The organism is Sinorhizobium sp. (assembly GCF_059070375.1).
In genome coordinates this window covers 2377304-2397517 of sequence record NZ_JCACWC010000003.1, presented here as the reverse complement: position 1 = coordinate 2397517, position 20214 = coordinate 2377304, and the positions used below count along the sequence as shown (strand labels likewise).

General features: G+C 62.4%; 19 protein-coding genes and 1 riboswitch. Of the genes, 7 read left to right on the top strand and 12 right to left on the bottom strand.

Annotated features, from left to right (window positions below; translation table 11 throughout):
* Window positions 1-7 precede the first annotated feature (7 nt).
* The 7 genes from AC5J09_RS23640 to derI all read left to right on the top strand — a co-directional run bounded on the left by AC5J09_RS23640 (window position 8) and on the right by derI (window position 6263).
* Window positions 8-1063, top strand: a complete 1056-nt coding sequence (locus AC5J09_RS23640; protein WP_018095509.1) for a class II aldolase — start codon at window positions 8-10, stop codon at window positions 1061-1063.
* The gene (locus tag AC5J09_RS23635; protein ID WP_494298623.1) at window positions 1060-2343 is read left to right on the top strand and encodes an FGGY-family carbohydrate kinase; all 1284 of its coding nucleotides are present in this window, start codon (window positions 1060-1062) and stop codon (window positions 2341-2343) included. The genes AC5J09_RS23640 and AC5J09_RS23635 overlap by 4 nt, the downstream gene beginning before the upstream one ends.
* A complete protein-coding gene (locus AC5J09_RS23630) occupies window positions 2340-3185 on the top strand; it encodes a TIGR01459 family HAD-type hydrolase (protein WP_494298622.1) in 846 nt (281 codons plus the stop codon). Before AC5J09_RS23635 ends, AC5J09_RS23630 begins: the two co-directional genes overlap by 4 nt.
* Window positions 3186-3198: 13 nt before the next feature.
* Window positions 3199-4137 (top strand): sugar phosphate isomerase/epimerase family protein, encoded by a 939-nt coding sequence (locus tag AC5J09_RS23625; protein WP_494298621.1) that lies wholly within the window; start codon window positions 3199-3201, stop codon window positions 4135-4137.
* Between the two features lie 94 nt (window positions 4138-4231).
* On the top strand, window positions 4232-5017 hold the full coding sequence (locus AC5J09_RS23620; RefSeq protein ID WP_494298620.1) for a DeoR/GlpR family DNA-binding transcription regulator: 786 nt from the start codon (window positions 4232-4234) through the stop codon (window positions 5015-5017).
* On the top strand, window positions 5014-5781 hold the full coding sequence (locus AC5J09_RS23615; RefSeq protein ID WP_494298619.1) for a triose-phosphate isomerase: 768 nt from the start codon (window positions 5014-5016) through the stop codon (window positions 5779-5781). Before AC5J09_RS23620 ends, AC5J09_RS23615 begins: the two co-directional genes overlap by 4 nt.
* A gap of 44 nt (window positions 5782-5825) precedes the next feature.
* Window positions 5826-6263 (top strand): D-erythrulose-4-phosphate isomerase, encoded by a 438-nt coding sequence (gene derI, locus AC5J09_RS23610; RefSeq protein WP_494298618.1) that lies wholly within the window; start codon window positions 5826-5828, stop codon window positions 6261-6263.
* A gap of 167 nt (window positions 6264-6430) precedes the next feature.
* On the opposite strand, the gene AC5J09_RS23605 is transcribed toward derI, so the two are convergent.
* From AC5J09_RS23605 to AC5J09_RS23550, 12 genes are all read right to left on the bottom strand, one after another.
* Window positions 6431-7345 (bottom strand): sugar phosphate isomerase/epimerase family protein, encoded by a 915-nt coding sequence (locus AC5J09_RS23605; RefSeq protein WP_494298617.1) that lies wholly within the window; start codon window positions 7343-7345, stop codon window positions 6431-6433.
* A gap of 27 nt (window positions 7346-7372) precedes the next feature.
* Window positions 7373-8503, bottom strand: a complete 1131-nt coding sequence (locus AC5J09_RS23600) for an ABC transporter ATP-binding protein (RefSeq protein WP_494298616.1) — start codon at window positions 8501-8503, stop codon at window positions 7373-7375.
* A 42-nt stretch (window positions 8504-8545) separates the two neighbouring features.
* Window positions 8546-9433 carry an ABC transporter permease subunit gene (locus tag AC5J09_RS23595; RefSeq protein ID WP_494298615.1) on the bottom strand — a complete coding sequence of 296 codons (888 nt, stop codon included), beginning with the start codon at window positions 9431-9433 and terminating at the stop codon, window positions 8546-8548.
* Window positions 9434-9440: 7 nt separating this feature from the next.
* Window positions 9441-10331, bottom strand: a complete 891-nt coding sequence (locus AC5J09_RS23590) for a carbohydrate ABC transporter permease (RefSeq protein WP_100671735.1) — start codon at window positions 10329-10331, stop codon at window positions 9441-9443.
* Window positions 10332-10405: 74 nt separating this feature from the next.
* The gene (locus AC5J09_RS23585) at window positions 10406-11749 is read right to left on the bottom strand and encodes an extracellular solute-binding protein (RefSeq protein ID WP_275597626.1); all 1344 of its coding nucleotides are present in this window, start codon (window positions 11747-11749) and stop codon (window positions 10406-10408) included.
* Between the two features lie 189 nt (window positions 11750-11938).
* Window positions 11939-14170 carry a TonB-dependent siderophore receptor gene (locus AC5J09_RS23580; RefSeq protein WP_494298614.1) on the bottom strand — a complete coding sequence of 744 codons (2232 nt, stop codon included), beginning with the start codon at window positions 14168-14170 and terminating at the stop codon, window positions 11939-11941.
* A 141-nt stretch (window positions 14171-14311) separates the two neighbouring features.
* Window positions 14312-15196 (bottom strand): AraC family transcriptional regulator, encoded by an 885-nt coding sequence (locus tag AC5J09_RS23575; RefSeq protein WP_275599879.1) that lies wholly within the window; start codon window positions 15194-15196, stop codon window positions 14312-14314.
* A gap of 205 nt (window positions 15197-15401) precedes the next feature.
* Window positions 15402-15875, bottom strand: coding sequence for a 6,7-dimethyl-8-ribityllumazine synthase (locus AC5J09_RS23570; RefSeq protein ID WP_018095501.1), 474 nt, complete (start codon window positions 15873-15875; stop codon window positions 15402-15404).
* Between the two features lie 89 nt (window positions 15876-15964).
* Window positions 15965-16130: riboswitch (FMN riboswitch) on the bottom strand.
* Between the two features lie 114 nt (window positions 16131-16244).
* Entirely contained in the window at window positions 16245-17306 is a 1062-nt protein-coding gene (locus tag AC5J09_RS23565; RefSeq protein WP_100671731.1) for an ABC transporter ATP-binding protein, read from the bottom strand.
* Window positions 17307-17310: 4 nt separating this feature from the next.
* Window positions 17311-18099: an ABC transporter permease gene (locus tag AC5J09_RS23560; protein WP_018095499.1), complete on the bottom strand. Its 789-nt coding sequence runs from the start codon at window positions 18097-18099 to the stop codon at window positions 17311-17313.
* Window positions 18096-18977, bottom strand: a complete 882-nt coding sequence (locus tag AC5J09_RS23555; RefSeq protein ID WP_018095498.1) for an ABC transporter permease — start codon at window positions 18975-18977, stop codon at window positions 18096-18098. The genes AC5J09_RS23560 and AC5J09_RS23555 overlap by 4 nt, the downstream gene beginning before the upstream one ends.
* 77 nt (window positions 18978-19054) lie before the next feature.
* Window positions 19055-20158 carry an ABC transporter substrate-binding protein gene (locus AC5J09_RS23550; protein ID WP_018095497.1) on the bottom strand — a complete coding sequence of 368 codons (1104 nt, stop codon included), beginning with the start codon at window positions 20156-20158 and terminating at the stop codon, window positions 19055-19057.
* Window positions 20159-20214 lie beyond the last annotated feature (56 nt).

Sequence of the window (20214 nt, the reverse complement as noted above, 5' to 3'; positions counted from 1 at the left end):
AGAATTGATGTTGCGAAGCTCCGAATTCGAAGCGCTTCTCGATCTGTCGGCGCGTGTCGGCGCCGATCCGGATCTCGTTCAGGGCGCGGGCGGCAATACCTCGATCAAGGAAGGCGGAACCCTCTGGATCAAGGCTTCCGGCCTGTGGCTTGCCCATGCCCGTCGGCGCGACGTGATGGTCGCGGTCGCGCTCGACCCGTTGCTCGACGCATTGGAGCGGGACGACCCGGCGACGGAGAAGGCGCAGGATTTCGTCGTCGAGGATCTGAACCCCTCGGGCCTCAGGCCGTCGATCGAAACCACGGTCCACGCGCTGATGCCGCAGAAGGTGGTGGTTCATGTCCATTGCGTCGAGACGATCGCGACCGCCGTTCACGCCGACGCGGCCGCGATTGCCGAAGAGAAGCTTCAGGGCATTCCCTACGCCTTCGTTCCCTATGCCAGGCCGGGGTTGCCGCTCGCCAAGGCAATTGCCGAGCGGATTCGGGATGATACCTCGGTCCTGGTACTCGGAAATCACGGGCTCGCCGTCGCCGCCGAGACGGTCGCGGACGCCGCGCGTCTTCTCGCAGAGGTATCCCAGCGCTTCGCCGTGCCCGTGCGGCGGGCGCCTTCCGCCGACCTTGAGGCGCTGTCGCGCCTTGCGGTCAACAGCGCCTATCGGCTGCCCGACGACGGGCGGATCCACGATGCCGCGACCGATCTCGAAAGCTGCAGAATTGCTGCGGGAGGCAGCCTCTATCCGGACCACGTGATCTTTCTCGGCAAGGGATCGGTTGTCGCCGCTCCGGGAGAGAACGCGCTCTCTCTCGAAGAGGGCTTCCGTCGCGCGGGAGAAAGCCTGCCGCCGGTCCTTCTCTTTCCCGGCAAGGGCGCCTTGGTGCTCAAGGATATCTCTGCCGGCGCGCTCGCCATGGCGCGCTGCCTTTCGGACGTGACGGCGCGAATCCCGGAGGGTGCAAGGCTGCGCTATCTTACCGATGCGGAAAACGCGGAACTTCTCGGCTGGGACGCGGAAAAATACCGCCAGCAACTGAACCGTGCAGGGCAGGTGCTGCAATGAGCGGCCAGGGCAAGCTCGTTCTCGGCATCGACCTCGGCACGTCCGGTGCACGTGCCGTGGCGATGACCGCTGCGGGCGAGATCGTCGCGTCGGGCGCAGCCAGGCTTGCCGCCTTTTCCGATGACCATCGCGATCCGCTTGGCTGGTGGAAGGCTGTCCAGGCCGCGCTTGCGCAGGCACTCGAAGCCGTCGACGGCTCGCATATATGTGCGCTCGGCATCGACGGCACGTCGGGCACCATGCTCCCGGTCGCTGTCGACGGAGCGCCGCTCGCGACGCCGCTCATGTATAACGACCCGGTCGGCGATCCCGCCGTTCTGGAGCGTATCGCCGTCCATGCACCCAAGGAGAGTGCGGCACATGGCGCGACATCGGGCCTGGCCAAGCTGCTGACCTTCCAGTCGCTGCCAGAGGTCTTCCGTGTCATTCACCAGGCCGACTGGATTGCCGGCCATTTCACCGGGCTTTATGACGTCAGCGACGAAAACAACGCGCTGAAGACCGGCTACGATCCCGTTGCCCGCAACTGGCCGGAATGGCTTGCGCGGACCGGCGCGCGTGTCGATCTTCTGCCCGATGTTCTGCCGGCGGGGGCGCCGGTCGCGACGATCTCGCCGGCCGCGGCGGAAGCCTTCGGACTGCCGAGCGAAGCCGTTATCGTTGCGGGTACGACGGACGGCTGCGCCTCCTTCCTCGCGACCGGCGCTGACCGGCCGGGTGACGCCGTCAGTGCGCTGGGCACGACGCTGACGGTGAAGGTGCTCTCCGACAAGCCGCTCTTTGCCCCGGAATTCGGGCTCTACAGCCACCGGATCGGCGATATGTGGCTTGCCGGCGGCGCCTCCAATACCGGTGGCGCGGTTCTCGCTGCGCATTTCAGCAGCGATCGGATCGCCGAGCTTTCGAAGCAAATCGACCCGGCGAGCGATACGGGCCTCGACTTCTATCCGCTGCTGAAACCCGGCGAGCGGTTTCCGGTGGCCGATCCCGCCTTCATGCCGCGCATGGAACCGCGCCCGACGGAGGACGCCGAATTCCTGAAGGCGATCTTCGAGGGCATCGCCGGGGTCGAGCGTCTTGCTTATGAGCGGCTCGTATCCCTCGGCAGCCCGGCCCTGGGCTCGATCCGCACCGTCGGCGGCGGCGCGAAGAACGGGGTGTGGACCGAAATCCGAAAACGGAGGCTCGCCGTTCCCTTCCTGCCGGTGCTATCGGAAGAGGCTGCTGCCGGCGCCGCTCGCCTGGCGCTGTCGGGAGCGAAAGAGGCGGGCGTGCTATGAGCGCCGTCCGGGAAATTCCAGCCCTCTCTGCGATATCGGACGCATATGATGCCTTTCTCGTGGATCAATACGGAGTGCTGAGAGACGGTCGCGGGCCCTATCCGGGTGCGGCGGAAACGCTTGTCCGTCTCAAACAGGCCGGAAAGCGGGTCATCATCCTCTCCAATTCCGGCAAGCGCTCGGCCGAAAACGATCGGCGGCTGGAGGCACTCGGTTTCCAGGGCGGAAGCTGGGACTGGTTCCTGACCTCGGGAGAGGTTGCCTGGCAGCTCTTGAAACGGGAGGCCGAAGGCGAGGGTGGCGCAGCGCGCAAGTGCCTTCTGATCAGCCGCGACGGCGATCAGTCGCCGCTCAAGGGACTGAATCTCGTCCGCACCGAGAGCGGTGAAGACGCCGACATCGTGCTGCTTGCGGGGAGCGAGGGCGATATCCATCCGCTTGCCTATTACGAAGATCTGCTGGGACCGGCTGCCCGGCGAGGCATCCCGTGCCTCTGTACCAACCCGGACAAGGTTATGCTGACGAGGAGCGGCCCGGCCTTCGGCGCCGGTCGCATCGCCGAGCTTTACGAAGAGCTGGGCGGTCCTGTGCGCTGGATCGGCAAGCCGTTTGCCGACATCTACGACTTCGCGCTCGATTTTCTCGGGCGGCCGGAGCCGCGGCGCGTCTGTGCCATAGGCGACAGCGTCGAGCATGACATTGCCGGGGCTGCGGCGGCCGGGCTCGGCTCGGTGCTCGTCACCACCGGAATTCTCGAGCAGCGGTCGGACGCGGAGCGCCGGCAGCTCTTCCGGGAGCACGGCGCGAGCCCCGATTTCATCCTCCCGAAATTCCTCTGGTAGCAAGGAGCCGGCAATGGCCTTCACGCTGTCGCTCAACACCAATCCTCTGGTCAACCGCTTTGCCGAGGCGGACGACCTGATCGACACCATCGCCGAGAAGATCCGCATCGGTTACGTCCAGCTCACCCATGAATTCGTCAATCCGGGCTGGCCGGCGGCGACGATCAACAAGACGCTGCGGCAGTTTCGAACGGCGCTCGGCCGTACCGGCGTGAAAATCACCTCCGGCATGACGGGCCCCTATGGCCGTCTCAATCATTTCGGACATCCCGACCCGGACGTCCGGCGCTATTACGTCGACTGGTTCAAGACTTTTGCCGATATCTCCGCCGAGCTCGGCGCCTCCGGCATGGGTACGCAATTCGCGATCTTCACGCTCAGGGATTATCACGACCCGGCGCGTCGCGAGGAGCTGATGGCAATCGCCATCGAATGCTGGCGCGAGGTGGCAGAGCACGCCAAGGCCGCGGGCCTTTCCTATGTCTTCTGGGAGCCGATGTCGGTCGGCCGGGAGTTCGGCCACACGATCGAGGCGTGCAGGGCGCTCGACCGGCGTCTGGCGGCAGCCGACCTGCCGATCCCGATGAGGATGATGGTCGACATCGATCATGGCGACGTCACATCGCCGAACGCCGCCGACGTCGATCCCTATGCCTGGGCGGAGGCCTTTCCGCGGCAGTCGCCGATCATTCACGTCAAGCAGTCCTCGATGAACAAGGGCGGACACTGGCCCTTCACGGCCGCCCACAACAAGGACGGCAGGATCACGCCCGACCGACTGCTCGAGGCCGTCAGGAGGGGAGGCGGGACGGACAACGAAATCTGCCTGGAGCTTTCCTTCCGGGAGCGCGAACCGACCGACCGCAACGTGGTGGAAATGATCCGGGAGTCGGTTGAATTCTGGGAGCCCTTTATCGACACGGGATTCAATGCTTCGAAATTATCACAATGAAATGTAACAAAATCCCATATTTGAGTTGAAATATCACAGAAGACTGTTACCTTTCCCTTGGCGCAGCGGAGGCTGCACCTGACGGGACGATGCGATGAAACCGGAAGACAGACGCCAGGCGATCATGGATGTCCTGATGGAGGCGGGAACAGCCTCCGTCGAGGAACTCGCCCTTCGCTTCGGCGTCAGCAAGATGACGGTTCATCGCGATCTTGACGATCTCGAACAGGCGGGGCTCCTGCGAAAGGTCCATGGCGGCGCTTCCATCCAGTCGAGCCCGCAATTCGAAAGCGATTTCCGCTACCGCGAAAAGATCGCGACGGGCGAGAAGCGCCGCCTTGCGGAACATGCCGCGACGCTGATCGAGCCCGGCCAGAGCATCATCATCGACGACAGCTCGACGGCCGGAGCGATCGCCGGGTTTCTAAGGGATATTCGCCCGCTCACCGTCATCACCAACAATCTCGGCGTCATCGCCGATCTTTCGGGAGCCCCCGGCATCAACCTGATCGCGCTTGGCGGGCATTACAGCAAGAAGTTCAACGGCTTTTTCGGTGTCGTTACCGAGGAGGCGCTGCGTTCGCTGCGCGCCGACGTGGCCTTCCTGTCGAGTTCGGCCGTCGAGGGCGCGTCAGCGTTCCACCAGGATCAGGAGGTCGTGCAGATCAAGCGCCAGATGGTGAAATCCGCCAGCCGCAAATATCTCCTGGTGGACCACGGCAAGTTCGGCCGGTCGGCCCTGCATTTCCTGACGGGGCTGGAGGCCTTCGATGCGGTGCTGACCGGAAGCGAAGTGTCCGAGGGGAATACGGCGGCGCTCAGCGACGCCGGCGTCAAGCTCGTCAGGATCGACAATCGGAAAATATTGGAGAACGCATGAGCAAGACTGGTCTCTGGGTCGGCACGAGCTGGAAGATGAACAAGACGCTGGCCGAGGCAATGGTCTTCGCCGACGGTCTTGCGGCCGCCGAGGATGAGCGCGATCAGCGGATACAGCGCTTCGTCATTCCTCCGTTCACCGCCGTGCGGCAGGTGAAGGAAAGGCTTAAGGCGACGAGCGTCAAGGTCGGTGCGCAGAACATGCACTGGGACGATGCGGGCGCCTGGACCGGCGAAATTTCTCCGGTCATGCTCAGGGATTGCGATCTCGACATCGTCGAGCTCGGCCACAGCGAGCGGCGGGAGCATTTCGGCGAGACCGACCGCACCGTGGGCCTGAAGACGGCAGCCGCCGTCAAGCATGGGCTCGTGCCGTTGATCTGCATCGGCGAGACTCTCGCGGAACGCGAAGCGGGCGAGGCGGATACGGTCCTGAAGCGCCAGGTGGAAGGCGCCTTTGCCTTTCTCGAAGGCGCGGCGCGGACGGCGCCCGTTCTCCTGGCCTATGAGCCGGTCTGGGCGATCGGCGTCAACGGCATACCGGCCACCGCCGACTATGCGGATGCCCGCCACCGCCGCATTGGCGAAGTCGCCGAGCGTGCACTCGGCGTGAAGGTTCCGGTACTCTATGGCGGCAGCGTCAATCCGCAGAACTGCGAGGAATTGATCCTCCAGCGCCATATCGACGGGCTCTTCATCGGCCGCTCCGCCTGGGACGTGGGCGGCTACCTCGACATTCTGCAACGCGTAGCCCGGGCGATCTGAGCATCGCCGGGTCAGGCAACAACACCTTACGGAAAGGAAACGACATGAAAATCGCGATTGGAGCCGACAGTGCCGGCAAGCCCCTGCTCGACGTCATCGCCGCGCATCTCGCCAAGAGAAGCGATCTCGAAGTCAAGGACCTGAGTCAGACCGGCTACTATGCCGATCTCTCCCGCGATCTGGCGCAGACGATCACGGCCGGCGAAAACGAGCGCGGCATTCTGATCTGCGGCACCGGCATCGGCGTGTGCATCTCGGCCAACAAGGTGCCGGGCATCCGCGCCGCGCTGACCCACGATACCTATTCCGCCGAGCGGGCGGCCAAATCCAACAACGCCCAGATCATCACCTTGGGCGCGCGCGTCATCGGCCCGGAACTGGCGAAATCGATCGTCGATACGTGGCTGGCCTCCGAGTTCGACCCCAACGGTCCGTCGGCGGCAAATGTCGAAGCGATCGACCGCCTGGATCAGGCGAAGTAACGGTCGCGAATTCTGCGGCGCGTGCTGATCCTCCCTCATGCACACGCAGCGAGACGCCCGGCAGCAATGCCGGGTGTTTTCGCTTCTGGAACAGGATTGGTTTGATCCTGTAGCCTTCCAACCCGAAACGTCGTGATCTGGTACGCGCGGGAAGGTGACCGCGCACGCTACGCCGCGGATCTCAGTCCCACTGCGGCGGCCAGACTCCGTGCGCGCTCCAGGCACGCCGGTTGCTGATCGGCAAACCGCCCGGCGTCGATTTCCATGATCAGCGTCGTGTCCGGAAGGAAGGTCAACTCGGAGAAAATGTCGTCCCAGGCAATGTCGCCCCAGCCGATCGGCAGATGCAGGTCTCCGATGCCGAGTGCGGTCGCCTCTGCCGGATGATAGAAGCGGGTCATGGAATAGGGCAGCCCGAAACTGTCGTGGACATGCAGGTGACCAGTCACCGGCGCCATTGTCCTCAACTCGTCGCGGAAGTCGAGTCCGCGGTGCGTCGCTTCGATATAGGCATGCGAGAAGTCGATGAGCGCGACGACGTTGTCGGAAGCGATCGCCCGCACGGTTTCGGCGACCTGCCTCGGCGTCTGCCGATACTGGCCGGTTTCCGTCGTGAAGATGTTTTCAAGCGCGATGCGTACTCCGTACGCTTTTGCGATCTCCGCCATTTCCGCGAGGGCATCGCGTTCCATCCTGTCGAGATCGGCGGCGCTCTCTCCGGGGGCGAGCTGCGCCGCGCCGGAGTGATGAACCAGGATCCCTGCGCCAAGCCGGTCACACAGTTCGAGCATCGCCCTCACGACCTTTTTCTGCAGATGATGATGCTGGCGATCCATGAAGTTGGACAGGATCTGACCGTGCAGCGAGAGCTTTTTGAAGGAATATTTCTTCGTGATGTCGGCGACGCGCCGGACACGGTCTTCGATGATGCGTCCGCCACTGACGATTTCTTCGCCGTAAATTCCGATTTCGCAGGCGTCAGCACCCGTTTCGGCAACTTCGCGTAAGGACGCGTCCAGGCTCGAAAGATCGCCCTTGCCGGTCCGGTTGCAAAAGCCTACGGCGGAAATGATTTCGTTCATTGCGTTTCTCCTTCTCGATGGACGCGATTAGATTGTTTCGAATGCCGGTCGACCGGCGGAAGCAGCGACGGCGCGAGGTTCCAGATCGACCCCGATCCGCCGGCCTGACTCGCGGTCGAAAACGTGCAATTGCGCCAAAGGCAGCTCCAGGTCGATCCAATCACCCGGCCGGACGCGCATTTTCTCGTCGACACAGGCGGCGAAGGGGCGGCCATGCAGCTCCGCGTGAATGACGCGGCCGGATCCGAGCTCCTCGACGAACTCGACCTTGATCGCGACGCCGCCTTTTGCTTCGGGCGACACGATGCACTGTTCCGGGCGAATGCCGATCGTGATGTTTCCTGCGCCCAGACGCGCCGCAATCCTCCTGTCGATCGGCAGCTTCGCGCCGGCGAAGGTCAGGCAGGCGTTGCCGACGTCGATCTCGGCATCGAACAGGTTCATGGCCGGCGAGCCGATGAAGGACGCGACGAAGATGCTTGCCGGACGATGGTAGATGTCGAGCGGCTGTCCCACCTGTTCGACGAGGCCCTTGTTCATGACCACCAGCTTGTCAGCGAGCGTCATGGCTTCGACCTGATCATGGGTGACGAAGATGGACGTTGCCGAGAGACGCTGATGCAGCTTCCGGATCTCGGCTCGCATGGTGACGCGCAGTTTGGCGTCGAGATTCGAGAGCGGTTCGTCGAAAAGGAACACGCTCGGTTCGCGGATAATCGAGCGGGCCATGGCAACGCGCTGGCGCTGACCGCCGGAAAGTGCCGCGGGCTTCCGATTGAGATAGTCGGAAAGCCCGACGATCTTCGCTGTTTCCTCGATGCGGCGCAGCCGCTCAGCCTTCGGTATGCCCGCCACCTTCAGGGCATAGCCGATATTTCCGGCGACGGTCATATGGGGATAGAGGGCGTAGTTCTGGAACACCATGGCGCAGCCGCGTTCGCGCGGCTCAAGCCTGTTGACGACCCGCCCGTTGATGGCGATCTCCCCGGCGGTGATTTCCTCCAGCCCCGCGATCATCCTCAGAAGCGTCGATTTCCCGCACCCGGACGGACCGAGGATAACGACGAATTCTCCCGACGCGAAGGCGAGGTCGATGCCATGCAGGGTAGGGACCTTGCCGTAAGACTTGCGCACGGCGCTAATTTGGATGTCAGCCATGAACGCGGGCCTCTCTGTCTGTTTCTGTTTGGGAAATGCGGTTCATTTTTCGGTCGCCACGAGCCCGCGAACGAACCACCGCTGGAGGACGGCGACGACGATGAGCGGGGGCAGCATGATGATCAAGGATCCGGCAAGCGTCACGTTCCAGTCCGGAGTGCCGTTTTCGGACGGCAGGAGCGCAATCAGCGACATCATCGTGGTCTTGTATTGAGGGTCCGTCACCATCAGGAGCGGCCAGAGATACTGGTTCCACCCATAGACGAACATGATCGTGGTCAAAGCGAGCATGTTCGTGCGCGACAGCGGCAGCAGCATATCGATGAAGAAGCGGATCGCACCCGACCCGTCCATCCGCGCCGCCTCTGCCAGTTCGTCGGGCAGGGTCAGGTAGAACTGGCGGTAGAGGAACGTTCCGGTCGCGGTCGCGATCAGGGGCAGCGTGAGGCCGGCGTAGGAGTTGAGAAGGTTCCAGTCGACCGAGACTTCGAAGCCCGTTACTGCGGAGATCAGAAGCCGGACGGGTTGGAACGGATCGGCAGCGACGGCATAGGTGGGCACCACGCGCACTTCCAGCGGCAACATCAGGGTAATGAACACCATCCAGAAGAAGAAGCCCTTCAGCGGGGTTCGGAAGAAGACGATGGCGAAGGCCGTCAGCGCCGACAGGGCCACTTTGCCGATCGTGACGAGGCTGGCCATGACCAAACTGTTCAGCATCGCCGTTCCGAGATTGGCGCGCTCCCATGCGGCGCTCATGTTCTCGATCAGGCGATCCTGAGGCAGAAGACTGAAGGGTACGGCGTTTACTTGCTGAAAGGTCTGGCTGGCGCCCGACAGGATCACGATGAAAGGGCCGATCAGCAGCAGGAAGCCGAAGATCATCACGCCATAGGTGAGGGCGTTGGCGAAAGGTGTCCGCTGTATCATGTGAGCCTCACTTGTAATGGACCTGGCGCTCGATGAAGCGGAACTGGATGAAGGTGAAGATCATGATGAGACCGATGAGGACGAGGCTTTGCGCCGACGCGCCGGAATAGTTCAAGCCGCGGAATGCCTCCTCGACGATGCGGTACACCATCACATCCGTGCCGTGGTTCGGCCCGCCCTCCGTCGTTCGGTCTACGATGCCGTAGGTGTCGGCCCCGACGAATCCCTCGGTCATCATGATGACCAGCAGGAAGAAGAGCGTCGGCGCCAGCATGGGTACCTGGATATCGACCGCACGGCGGACGGGGCCGGAGCCGTCCATGGCGGCAGCCTCGATAAGCGAACGGGGGACCGACTGAAGGCCGGCGAGAAGGAAGATGAATGTGTAGCCCGCCCATTTCCACGCAAAGACGACGATGACGAGAATCAGTGCGTGGCTGCCGTATTTGGCCGGGTTCCAGAAATCCGGGAAAGCCGCGTTGACTGATGCCATCAGTCCGCGCTCCGGCGACAGGATAAAGCGGAAAGCCATGCCTGCGGCCGGGCCTGCAATCGCATAAGGCAGAATGTACAGAAACCGGAACGGAGCTGAGGCCGGCAATTGCCGATCGACCGCAAGCGCAAGAACGAGGCCGATGAAGATGGTGGCCAAGGTGCCGCAAAGGGCGAATGCCAGGCTGATACCGACGGAGTTCCAGTAGAGCGGATCGGCGAAAACCTCCTGGAAGTTGGCAAGGCCGACGAATTCCGCGGCGCCCCCGAACGGCGGCTCCAATGTGAACGCCCATCGCAGCACGGCGACTGCTGGCCAATAGAAAAACAGCAGGATCAGGATGATCTGCGGCAGGGCGAATAGGCTTGGCAGCCACCAGCTGCGAAAGGCCGCACGCTTGTCCATAGCTTCGATTTCCGATGTGCAGGAAGAAAATCGGGGCCTGCCGACGTCACGGCAGGCCCCGGATCGGATCAGATCTAGTTCAGCGTCTGTCCGGCGTAGGTCTTCTCAAAACGGCGCAGGACGGCATTGCCGCGTTCAACGGCCCTGTCGAGTTCCGTCTGCACGTCCGCGTTCTGCATGAAGATCGCTTCGAGGGCGGTCGCGAGTTCCTTGCGGACTTGCGTGAAGCCACCGAGGCGAATGCCGCGGGTGTTCTCCGAGGTCGGAGTAAAGGACAGGCTCTCGATGGCGAGCTCGCGTCCCTTGTAGGGTGCCTTGTCGTAGAACCCGTTTGACTTCATGGCGTCGAACCCGGTCCTGGTCACCGGGATATATCCGGTTACCGTGGACCACCACTCGGCCATTTCGGGTGTCGCGAGATAGTTGAGGAAGGCGGCCGCGCCCTTGTACTCCGCTTCCGGACGGCCGGCGAGCACCCAGAGCGACGCGCCGCCGACGAGAGAATTCTGCCGCTCGGTGCCGTTCCATACGGGCAGCATGGCGACGTCCCACTTCACCCCCTCGGGAAGGGACTTGCCGACGGTGCCATGGTCGGCGATCGAGGTCTGTATCATCTGGCAGGTCTGCGACGTGAAGGCCGGGACGAGATCCATGCCCAGCTGCTTGGTCTTGACCACGAACAGCTTCTCGTCTGCCATTTTCTTGAAGAACTTCACATGGTCCACGAACCTGGTCCTGTTGACGACCAGCTCGGCATCCAGCCCGTTGTAGCCATTCCCCCTGGTGGCGATCGGCTGGTTGTGGATGGCCGAAAACTGCTCCATGAGCTGCCAGGTATCGAAGTTGAAGGCGAGCGGGCATTCGTATCCGGCTGCCTTCAATTTGCGGGCCGCTGCCTCGACCTGTTCCCAGGTGTCCGGCTTGAAATCGACGCCGGCCTTCTCGAAGGCGTCGACATTGTAGTAGAACATCGCAGTCGAGGAGTTGAACGGGAAGGAGTTCAGTTCTCCCTTTGCCGTCGCATAATAATTGGCGATGCCGCCGAAATAATTGTTCCAATCGATGCTGTAGCCGTTGTCGGCCATCAGCTTCCTGGCGGGCACGAATGCACCCGAAAGCATCATGTCCAGAGTGCCGGCATCGTAGATCTGGGTGATTGCCGGCTGCTTCTTCGCGCGGTAGGCGGCAATCGTGTTCTGCAGGGTCGCGTCGTATCCGTTTTGCGAGGTGCAGACGATCTCGAATTCGGTCTGGCTTTCGTTGAACTTCTTGCAGGCATCCTGGACACGTTCCCCAAGATCGCCCGAAAGGCCGTACCAGAACTCAAACTTCGTCTTTTCGGCTGCAGCCGCCGGCAGGCCAGGCGCGATGCCTGCGACCAAGCCGATGATAAGGGACGTAGTGACGGAGATTCTCATTGCAAAGCGCTCCCTGCAGATTGTTGGCATGAATGAAGCCGAGCGCTTGCTACCAGTTGAGTGTGACAGTCGTTGCCGATCTACATGATGGAAAAATGAAAGTTTGATCGCGGGACGAGGCGGCCGCCGCGACCTTCGCCCCGCCTGCGGGGAGGTGCCGGCAGGCGGATGAGGTGGAAATGCCGCCCGTCACCACTTCTTGCTGAGCTTCAGCGTGAAGGTCCGGCTTTCGCCATAGCCGCAGGTCAGGAGGCCCTGGCAGCCCGCGACATAGTCCTTGTCGAACAGGTTGGCGACGTTGAGCGACGCCGTCCAGTCGTTCTTCTCGTAGCGGATGGCGGCATCTACGAGCGTCGCCGCCGGGACCTTCTTCGTATTCGCGGCGTCGGCCCAGGACTCGCCCTGGCGGCGCACGCCCGCACCGAGGCTCATGCCTTCGAACGCGCCGCCGGTCACGGTGTAGTCGAGCCACAGAGCGGCCTGAGTCTCGGGTATGAGATAGGGCGACTTGCCGAGCAGCGACGGGTTGGCGTCTTCCGTGATCTCCAGATCGGTATAGCTGAACGCCGAGACGATCTTCCAGTTTTCGTCGATATTCACCTTGCCCTCGAGCTCGAAACCGCGGGAGCGCACCTCGCCGAGCTGTGTGGAAACACCGAGTGTGTCGGTCACCTGGACGTTCTGCTTGGTTATCTCGAAGACCGAGGCGGTGAACAAACCATCGATAAACGTCGGCTCGTATTTGATCCCCGCTTCGTATTGGTAGCCTTCTTCGGGCTTCAGGGGCACAAGCGTCGTGACTGCGGGATCCGGGTTCGAGTCGCGCGAGCCCACCAGCGGATTGAAGAATGTCGCTGCGCTCAAATAGGGCGTAACGCCGCTTTCGAACTCGTAGGCAAGGCCGGCCCGGCCGCTGAACGCTCCGTCGTCATATCCGAAGTTCGAAGGTGCGGCCCAGGCCGTGGGGCCGTTCCTGAGGTCGGTGTCCACATAGTCGTATCGCCCATTGAGCGTGGCCAGCCAACCGTCGCCGAAGCGCACTTGATCCTGAGCATAGATGCCGATCTGCTGCTGCGTGAAAACCTGGTTGATGTAGACGGATTTCGGGCCCTGCGGCACACCGTAAACCGGATCGGTCGGGCTGATCGGTGTTGCGCCTCCCGAGGCGCCGATGTGGTCCAGTCGGTAATATTTGTAATCCAGGCCGGCGAGGAAGGTGTGGCTCGTGGCGCCGAGATCGAATTCCGTCTCGGCGCGGTTGTCGATCGCAAAGCTGTCGACTTTCGAGGTGGCCTCGAAACCGATGCGGTTCAGGAGGTAGTCCGGAGCGATCGGATCGACATTGCCGAAGCCCGGGCCGGCATAGCCGTAGGGATACGGATAGTTCTCGTGTTTGTGGAGATGGGCATAGCGGGCGTTCTGCGTAAATTTCCAGCCGTTGTCGAAGTCGTGCGTGAACTCGTAGCCGACCATCTGCTGGGCGTAGGTTCCTTCGTCCATGTCCGGCTCGCCGAAATAGGCGTCGCGGTCGATCTTGCCGTAGGGAGCATCGACCACGGTTCCGACATAGGGCAGGAAGCCGTTGCCCACATGAACCTGGTCCAGACCCTGGAGCAGGCCGAAGACGGTCAGGCTGGTCGCGTCGTCGGGTGCGTAGGTTACCTGAGGAAGGATGAAACCGCGCAGGTCCTCCGAATAGTCCGAATAGTTGTCGCCGCCGGCGACCTTTCCGGTCAGGCGGTAGCGAACCGTTCCGTCATCGTTCAGCTTGTCGCTGATGTCGAAGCCGGTGAAGGCGTTGCCGTCGCTGTTGATGCCGACTTCGGTGTAATAGAGCGGCTCATCGAGCGGACGCTTGCTGATCAGATTGATGATGCCGCCCGGATTGGACCCGCCATAGAGCACGGAGGCCGGGCCCTTCAGCACCTCGATCCGCTCCAGCATGAAGGGGTCGATCTGGAAATTGCCGAAACCGAAGCTGAAGAGCGGCAAGCCGTCGAGGAAGAGGCCGGTCTGGGCCGCATCGAAGCCGCGGATGTAGAACCAGTCCGTGTCGGGATCGGTGCCGAAAGGTGCCGACGTGACGCCCGGCGTATAGCGCAAGGCCTCGTCGACCTTGTTGACCACGGCGCGATCGTCCAGTTCCTCGCGGCCGACGACGGAGACCGACTGGGGGATTTCGCTGAGCGGCGTGGCGGTCTTCGACCCGGTTGCGGTCGCCTTTGCGACGTAGCCGTCCACCGGTCCGCTCGCGCTGGCGCCCGTCGCATTGCCGCCCTCGACGACGATTCGCTCGAGCTGCGTGGCGTTTCCCTCCTGCGCCAGCGCCATTGCGCTCATCATCAGCGGCGCGAGCGCCGCTCCGCTCGCCAGAAGAGTCTTCAGATGCGCCCCGCGAATCCTGCACTTCATCTCATTCATGCCCCGAAAATCGGCCGGCCCCGCGTGACCGGCACTGTCGACGATAAGATGAGTGTCTACGTCAACTATTTTGGCGGCGCTTGTCCCGATATCGGGAAATTGAACGATTTTGGGCAAAACTGCGCGCTGCCGGCGGACTGGTCAGGCGGTGTGACTTTTCTTCCAAAAGGCCGGAGTCGTGCCGACTGCCTTGCGAAACACACGGGTGAAGTGCGCCTGATCGGCAAAGCCCGTCTCGGCGGCAATCGAGGTCAGCGGGGCGTCGCTCCTGAGCAGCATCTGCTTTGCCCGTTCGACCCGCGCGTTGATGTGCCACTGGTGAGGCGCGACACCCGTCGAAGCCTTGAAGGCATGGCTGAAATGCGATTGGGAAAGGCCCGTGAGGTCGGCGAGTTCCTCGAGCCGGACATTACGGGCGAAATTCTCCTCGATGAAATCGACGGCCCGCCGCAATTGCCACGCCGCAAGCTGGCTGCGCTTGCGGCCGCTTCGCTTGCCGATCTTCATGAGATCGATGAAAAGCGCCACCGTGAGGCCGTCGCCGTAAAGATCGTGGAGGGGCTGGGGATTGAGGCACTCGGCTGCGATCAGGCCGGCGATCGTAAGGAAGCGTTCGTCCTGGAACATCAGCCGGGGCGTCTCGATTGCCGCGGCGTCCAGGTCTTCCTTCAGGCGTCTGCCGAGCGCATCGATGTCGAAGTGAAGATCGAGATGCCGGATGTAATGGATGTCGACGACATCGGTCCAGAGCTCCATTCCGGCCGGGATATAGGAGAGGGCCTGCCGATGGTAGTTCTGGACGGCACCCTTGCCGTTTGCGGCGAGCTTCACCCTGCAATTGCCGCCGCCCTTGGCGTCGAGCACGATGAACATGCGGGGGTCCTCGGCGATATAATAGCCGCCCGCATGCGGAACGCATTCCACATCCCAGACATCCGCGACCACACCATTCCACTCTCTGCGGTTGAGGCCGCCGATGATCGAAAACCCGCTGATCCTGTTCTGCATGCGCGGCTGAAATGTCATCGTCGCTTTCTCCGGTCCTGCCGGCTTGCCAAGCCCGACCGCAGTAATCCTTCAGGTGTTGTTCAAGTTTGTTATCGCGGATCGCGTGGGGTTTCAATCGCTTCAGTGTGAAGGCGCGGCCGATGCCGACCGCGCCCTTTTTCTGAATGGAATTGGTACATCTGCGCCTCTCGGGTTTAGCCCCGGGGAGAGGGGCAGCACCGTTTCAGGCGTCGACCAGCGCGAGCTTCGCACGCGCATCGAGAATCTGCGCGCAGGCATTCGCGGCTTCCTCGCCCTTGACGACGAAATGGTCGCGGAAGAAGGCGATCAAAGGCTCGCTTTCCTGGAAGTTGTGGGGTGTCAGGACCGCGGAGAGCACCGGCACGTCGGTATCGAGCTGGACGCGCATCATGCCGTCGAGCACCGTCCCGGCGACGAAGTCGTGGCGATAGATGCCGCCATTGACGACGAAGGCGGTGCCGAGGATCGCCGCGTAGCGGCCGGTCCTGGCGAGCGCCTGCGCATGCAGCGGGATTTCGAGCGCTCCCGGCACGTCGAAGATCTCGACATCGGCGGCGCTGCCGCCGAGTTTCGTCCATTGCGCAATGAAGGCGTCGACGCAACGATCGACGATATCGGCGTGCCAGCGGGCGCGGACGATGGCGATCTTGGCGGAGGGATGGGAAAGTATGGTCATGGTCTCAAGCCTTTCAGGGTTGGCATTTTCCAATGATCCCGTCGGGCGAACATGCATGTGCGAAGACCCCGGGGAGGGGCGACGCCTCTGCTTGCTCTCTTCCATCCGGACTATAACCGTCGGCTCCGGAATTCGACCGGATCTGCTGACCTTCGCACGAAAATGCGAAGCGCTCGCGGGCTTCGACCACCGACCATTCCCGATCCTGTGTTCGCTACCGCCGGTGGGGAATTTCACCCCGCCCTGAGAACGCTTGCGACTATAGCGGCTGTTTCGCCGCCGTCAAATCTGTGCTGCGACGTGAAAGCGAAAAATCACGACAGAATTTTCCAAGGATTTCGCGCCCCTGAACAATTCATTCCCGCCGGTCTATTCGCGGATGACGAGCAGGTCCTTTGCCGCGAAGCGCAGCGTGACGCTCTCGCCGGCGACCGGCGGGGTCATGCCCGGATCGTTGAACATATCGAAGGAGATGATGTCTTCGCCGACCCGCAGCTTGGTGCGGATGACGGAGCCGAGAAAGCTCCTCGATACGACTTGGCCCGGAAGTGCGGTATCGCCCCTGGCGCCCTCGGCGATTGAGCCTGCTTCCGGCCTGAGTGCCAGCGAAATGCTGTCGCCGCCCTTTGCCCCGGCTATCGGCTCTTTCAGCGAAATCCGCTGCCCGCCGATGGTGACCGCGCCGCTTGCGGGATCGGCCACCTTTCCCTCGATGATGTTGAGTGTGCCGACGAAGGAGGCGACGAATCGTGTGGCCGGGGTGTTGTAGATCTCGAAAGGGGTGCCGATCTGATCGGCGCGGCCGGCATTCATGACGACGATCCGGTCGGAGATCGACAGTGCCTCTTCCTGGTCGTGCGTCACGAATACCGTGGTGATGCCGAGCTGCTGCTGGATCTGCCGGATCTCCTCCCGCAGCGAGATGCGGATTTTTGCATCGAGCGCGGAGAGCGGCTCGTCGAGGAGCAGCACCTGCGGCTTGACGGCGAGGGCGCGGGCAAGCGCCACGCGCTGCTGCTGTCCGCCGGACAATTGATAGGGGAAGCGGTCCGCCAGATGCTCGAGCTTGATCAGTCCGAGCATCTGCTTCACCCGTGCCTCGATCTCCGTTTTGGAAGCGCCGGCGACCTTGAGGCCGAAGGCGACATTGTCGTGAACATTCATGTTGGGAAAGAGTGCGTAGGCCTGGAACACCATGCCGATATTGCGCTGGTTGGGCTTGAGCGTGCCCTGGTCCTTGCCGTCGATGAAGATCGAGCCGCCGGACGGCGTTTCGAAGCCGGCGATCATGCGCAGGATGGTCGTCTTGCCGCAGCCGGAGGGGCCGAGGAAGGAGACGAACTCGCCCTTGTCGATCCCCATGTCGAAATTATGCACGACCTGAACCGGGCCGAAGGATTTCTGGATGTTGGTCAGTTGCAGGAATGCCATGTGATCAAGCCTTGGCCGGAGCGGATTTCTGGAAGCGCGATACGAGCTGGATCAATCCCATGCTGAGCCAGGTGATCGCGAATGCAATGACGGCGAGCGCCGAAGGCTCGTAGGCCTTGTTGGCGCCGACAAGCTGCAGATAGGGACCGAAGGCCGGGCGGTTGAGCAGCGCCGCCATGGTGAATTCGCCCATGACGATCGCGAAGGTGATGAAGGCACCGGAAAGCACGCCGCTCATCACATTCGGGAAAATGCAGCGGAAGAGGATGGTCGGCCATTTGGCGCCGAGGCTTTCCGCGGCCTCCGTCAGCGTTCTGACATCGATGGCCCGCATCGCCGTGTCGACGGCGCGGTACATATAGGGAAGCGACAGCGTCATGTAGGAGAACATCAGGAGCGCGTTGGTGCCGGAAGTGGAGCCGGTCAGCGGCAGGAACGAGGACGAATTATAGAGTCTGAGATAGCCGAAGACGATGACGATCGCCGGAATGACGAGCGGCAGCAGCGTGATGAACTCGATGACGGGGCGGACCTGGGGCAGGCGCAGGCGCACCCAATAGGCGGTCGGCACCACCAGCAGCATGCCGAAGATGATCGTGAAAAACGCCATCAGCATCGAATAGCCGAAGGTCTCGCGAAACTGGAAGTCGGAGAAGACCGACCGGTAAGCGTCGAAGGAATAGGCATCGCGGCGCATGCGCAGCGAGAATTCCAGCGTGCCGAGCAGCGGGACGATGAAATAGCTCGCTCCGATGGCGATGGCGATCCAGGCACCGAGACGTCTTGCTTTCATTTCTGCCACCGTTCGGCGCGCATCCGCAGCCAGATGTAGAGAATATTGGAGATGCCGGTGATGACGATCATGCCGAGCGCCAGCGCATAGCCGAGGTTCGGATTATGGAGCACGTCGCCGCGGATCTGCGCATAGAGCAGGATCGGCACGATATTGAGCGAACTGCCGGTCAGCGCGTAGGCGGTGGCGATCGCGCCGAAGGCGTTGGCGAAGAGCAGGAGCGTCGTGCCGAGCAGGCTCGGCCAGAGGATCGGCAGCGCCACCATGCGCCAGTATTGCCAGGTGGAGGCGCCGAGAATTTCGGAAGCTTCGCGCCATTCCTTCTTCATGCCGTCGAGCGCCGGCGTAAGGATCAGCACCATCAGCGGGATCTGGAAATACATGTAGGTGATGGTGAGGCCGAGGAAGCTCAGGAGATTGAAGCCCGTCGAATAGAGATTGAAGCCGAACCAGTCGCGCAGAAACACGGTGACAAGACCGGTGCGGCCGAGGGTCGCGAGAAACGCGAAGGCGAGCGGAACGCCCGCGAAGTTGGAGGCGACGCCGGAAAAGGTGAGGAGCCCGGAGCGAATCCAGCCCGGCAGCCCGCCAAGCACGATCGCCCACGCGAGGAAAAAGCCGATGAGCGCGCCGCCGAGCGAGGAGGCGACCGATACGCGGATCGAAATCCAGTAGGCGGAGAGGATCGAGGGCGTGAAGAGATCGCCGATATTCTTGAAGGTGAACTCGCCTGCAGGCGTGAGGAAGGCGCCGGTGACGAGATAGAGCGTCGGAACGACCAGGAACATCAGCGCGAAAATCATGAAGGGCGCGATGCCCAGCCAGTCGATGATCGCTCGTTTGCTGATCAGGGGTGCTGCTGCTGTTGTCGTGGTCATAAAGCTTTCGGCTGTCCCGGCGTCGGAGGAAAATGACCTCCCCGCCACGTACGAGGCGGGGAGGTACGCAATGGCAGTTACTGCACGCTCGCGCCGACGACGCTGTCCCACTTGGTGGTGATCGCTTCCTTGCCCTTGGCCTGCTCGTCGAGTGTCGGGAACACGGCCTTTTCGTAGGATGCGGCTGGCGGCAGCTTGTCGAGCATTTCCTGCGGAACCTTGCCGTTCTTGACGAGGTCGTTGAAGCGGATCGGGTGGCAGTAGCCCTTCAGCCAGCCGAGCTGACCTTCGTCCGAATAAAGATATTCCATCCAGAGCTTGGCGGCGTTCGGATGCGGAGCGAAGGCAGAGATCGCCTGCACATAGACGCCGGCGACGACGCCGGAGGCCGGGACGACGACTTCGACCGGCGGGTTGCCGTTCAGGCTGTCGCGCCAGGAGAGACCGTTATAGTCCCAGGCGATGATGATCGGCGTCGAGCCTTGCGCGAGCGAGGCGGACTTGCCGATGACCGGGACGAAGTTGCCGGCCTTGTTGACCTCGGCGAAGAAGGCCAGGCCCGCTTCCCCGGCCTTTGCCGCATCCGTTTCGCCGGCCGCGAGGCCGGCGGCGTAGACCGCCTGCACCGCCTGGTTGGATGCGCGCGGATCGCCGGCGAGGGCGACCGAGTTCGCATAGTCGGACTTCTTGAGGTCCGCCCAGTCCTTCGGCACGTCCTTGACGATATCGGTGTTCACCACGAAGGAGAGAACGCCGTAATAGTCGCCGTACCAATAGCCTTCCGGATCCTTGGCCGTGTCCGGAATCGTGTCCCAGGTAGAGACCTTGTAGGGCTGAATCAGGCCTTCGGCCTTGGCCGAGGGGCCGAAAGAGAGGCCGACGTCGATGACGTCGGGGGCCTGCGGGCCGGTGTTGCCCTTGTTGGCCTTGATCGCCTCGATCTCGTCTCCGGAGCCCGCATCCGGGTTCAGTTCGTTGACTTCGATGCCGTATTTGGCCTTGAAGCCGGCGATCACGTCGCCGTACCCGCACCAATTGTGCGGAAGCGCGATTGTCGTCAGCGTGCCTTCCTTCTTGGCGGCTGCGATGAGCTCTTCGCTCGGCTCGGCAACGGCTACTGCCGTCGTTGCGAGCAGCATGGCGGTCGAAAGCGAGAGCAGGCGTTGAGTCCTTGAAATCACTGGCGTTCTCCTTATTGGGTTTTCGTTCAATTTCGCCGATGCAGTTAAAGATATGC

Bases quoted from the DNA above. Each gene is read 5' to 3' on its own strand.
- AC5J09_RS23640 (WP_018095509.1), top strand. From the start codon at position 8: ATGTTGCGAAGCTCCGAATTCGAAGCGCTTCTCGATCTGTCGGCGCGT.
- AC5J09_RS23600 (WP_494298616.1), bottom strand. From the start codon at position 8,503: ATGGCTGACATCCAAATTAGCGCCGTGCGCAAGTCTTACGGCAAGGTC.
- AC5J09_RS23635 (WP_494298623.1), top strand. From the start codon at position 1,060: ATGAGCGGCCAGGGCAAGCTCGTTCTCGGCATCGACCTCGGCACGTCC.
- AC5J09_RS23570 (WP_018095501.1), bottom strand. From the start codon at position 15,875: ATGACCATACTTTCCCATCCCTCCGCCAAGATCGCCATCGTCCGCGCC.
- AC5J09_RS23560 (WP_018095499.1), bottom strand. From the start codon at position 18,099: ATGAAAGCAAGACGTCTCGGTGCCTGGATCGCCATCGCCATCGGAGCG.
- AC5J09_RS23555 (WP_018095498.1), bottom strand. From the start codon at position 18,977: ATGACCACGACAACAGCAGCAGCACCCCTGATCAGCAAACGAGCGATC.
- AC5J09_RS23585 (WP_275597626.1), bottom strand. From the start codon at position 11,749: ATGAGAATCTCCGTCACTACGTCCCTTATCATCGGCTTGGTCGCAGGC.
- AC5J09_RS23620 (WP_494298620.1), top strand. From the start codon at position 4,232: ATGAAACCGGAAGACAGACGCCAGGCGATCATGGATGTCCTGATGGAG.
- AC5J09_RS23595 (WP_494298615.1), bottom strand. From the start codon at position 9,433: ATGATACAGCGGACACCTTTCGCCAACGCCCTCACCTATGGCGTGATG.
- AC5J09_RS23590 (WP_100671735.1), bottom strand. From the start codon at position 10,331: ATGGACAAGCGTGCGGCCTTTCGCAGCTGGTGGCTGCCAAGCCTATTC.
- AC5J09_RS23605 (WP_494298617.1), bottom strand. From the start codon at position 7,345: ATGAACGAAATCATTTCCGCCGTAGGCTTTTGCAACCGGACCGGCAAG.
- AC5J09_RS23575 (WP_275599879.1), bottom strand. From the start codon at position 15,196: ATGACATTTCAGCCGCGCATGCAGAACAGGATCAGCGGGTTTTCGATC.
- AC5J09_RS23565 (WP_100671731.1), bottom strand. From the start codon at position 17,306: ATGGCATTCCTGCAACTGACCAACATCCAGAAATCCTTCGGCCCGGTT.
- AC5J09_RS23630 (WP_494298622.1), top strand. From the start codon at position 2,340: ATGAGCGCCGTCCGGGAAATTCCAGCCCTCTCTGCGATATCGGACGCA.
- AC5J09_RS23625 (WP_494298621.1), top strand. From the start codon at position 3,199: ATGGCCTTCACGCTGTCGCTCAACACCAATCCTCTGGTCAACCGCTTT.
- derI (WP_494298618.1), top strand. From the start codon at position 5,826: ATGAAAATCGCGATTGGAGCCGACAGTGCCGGCAAGCCCCTGCTCGAC.
- AC5J09_RS23580 (WP_494298614.1), bottom strand. From the start codon at position 14,170: ATGAATGAGATGAAGTGCAGGATTCGCGGGGCGCATCTGAAGACTCTT.
- AC5J09_RS23615 (WP_494298619.1), top strand. From the start codon at position 5,014: ATGAGCAAGACTGGTCTCTGGGTCGGCACGAGCTGGAAGATGAACAAG.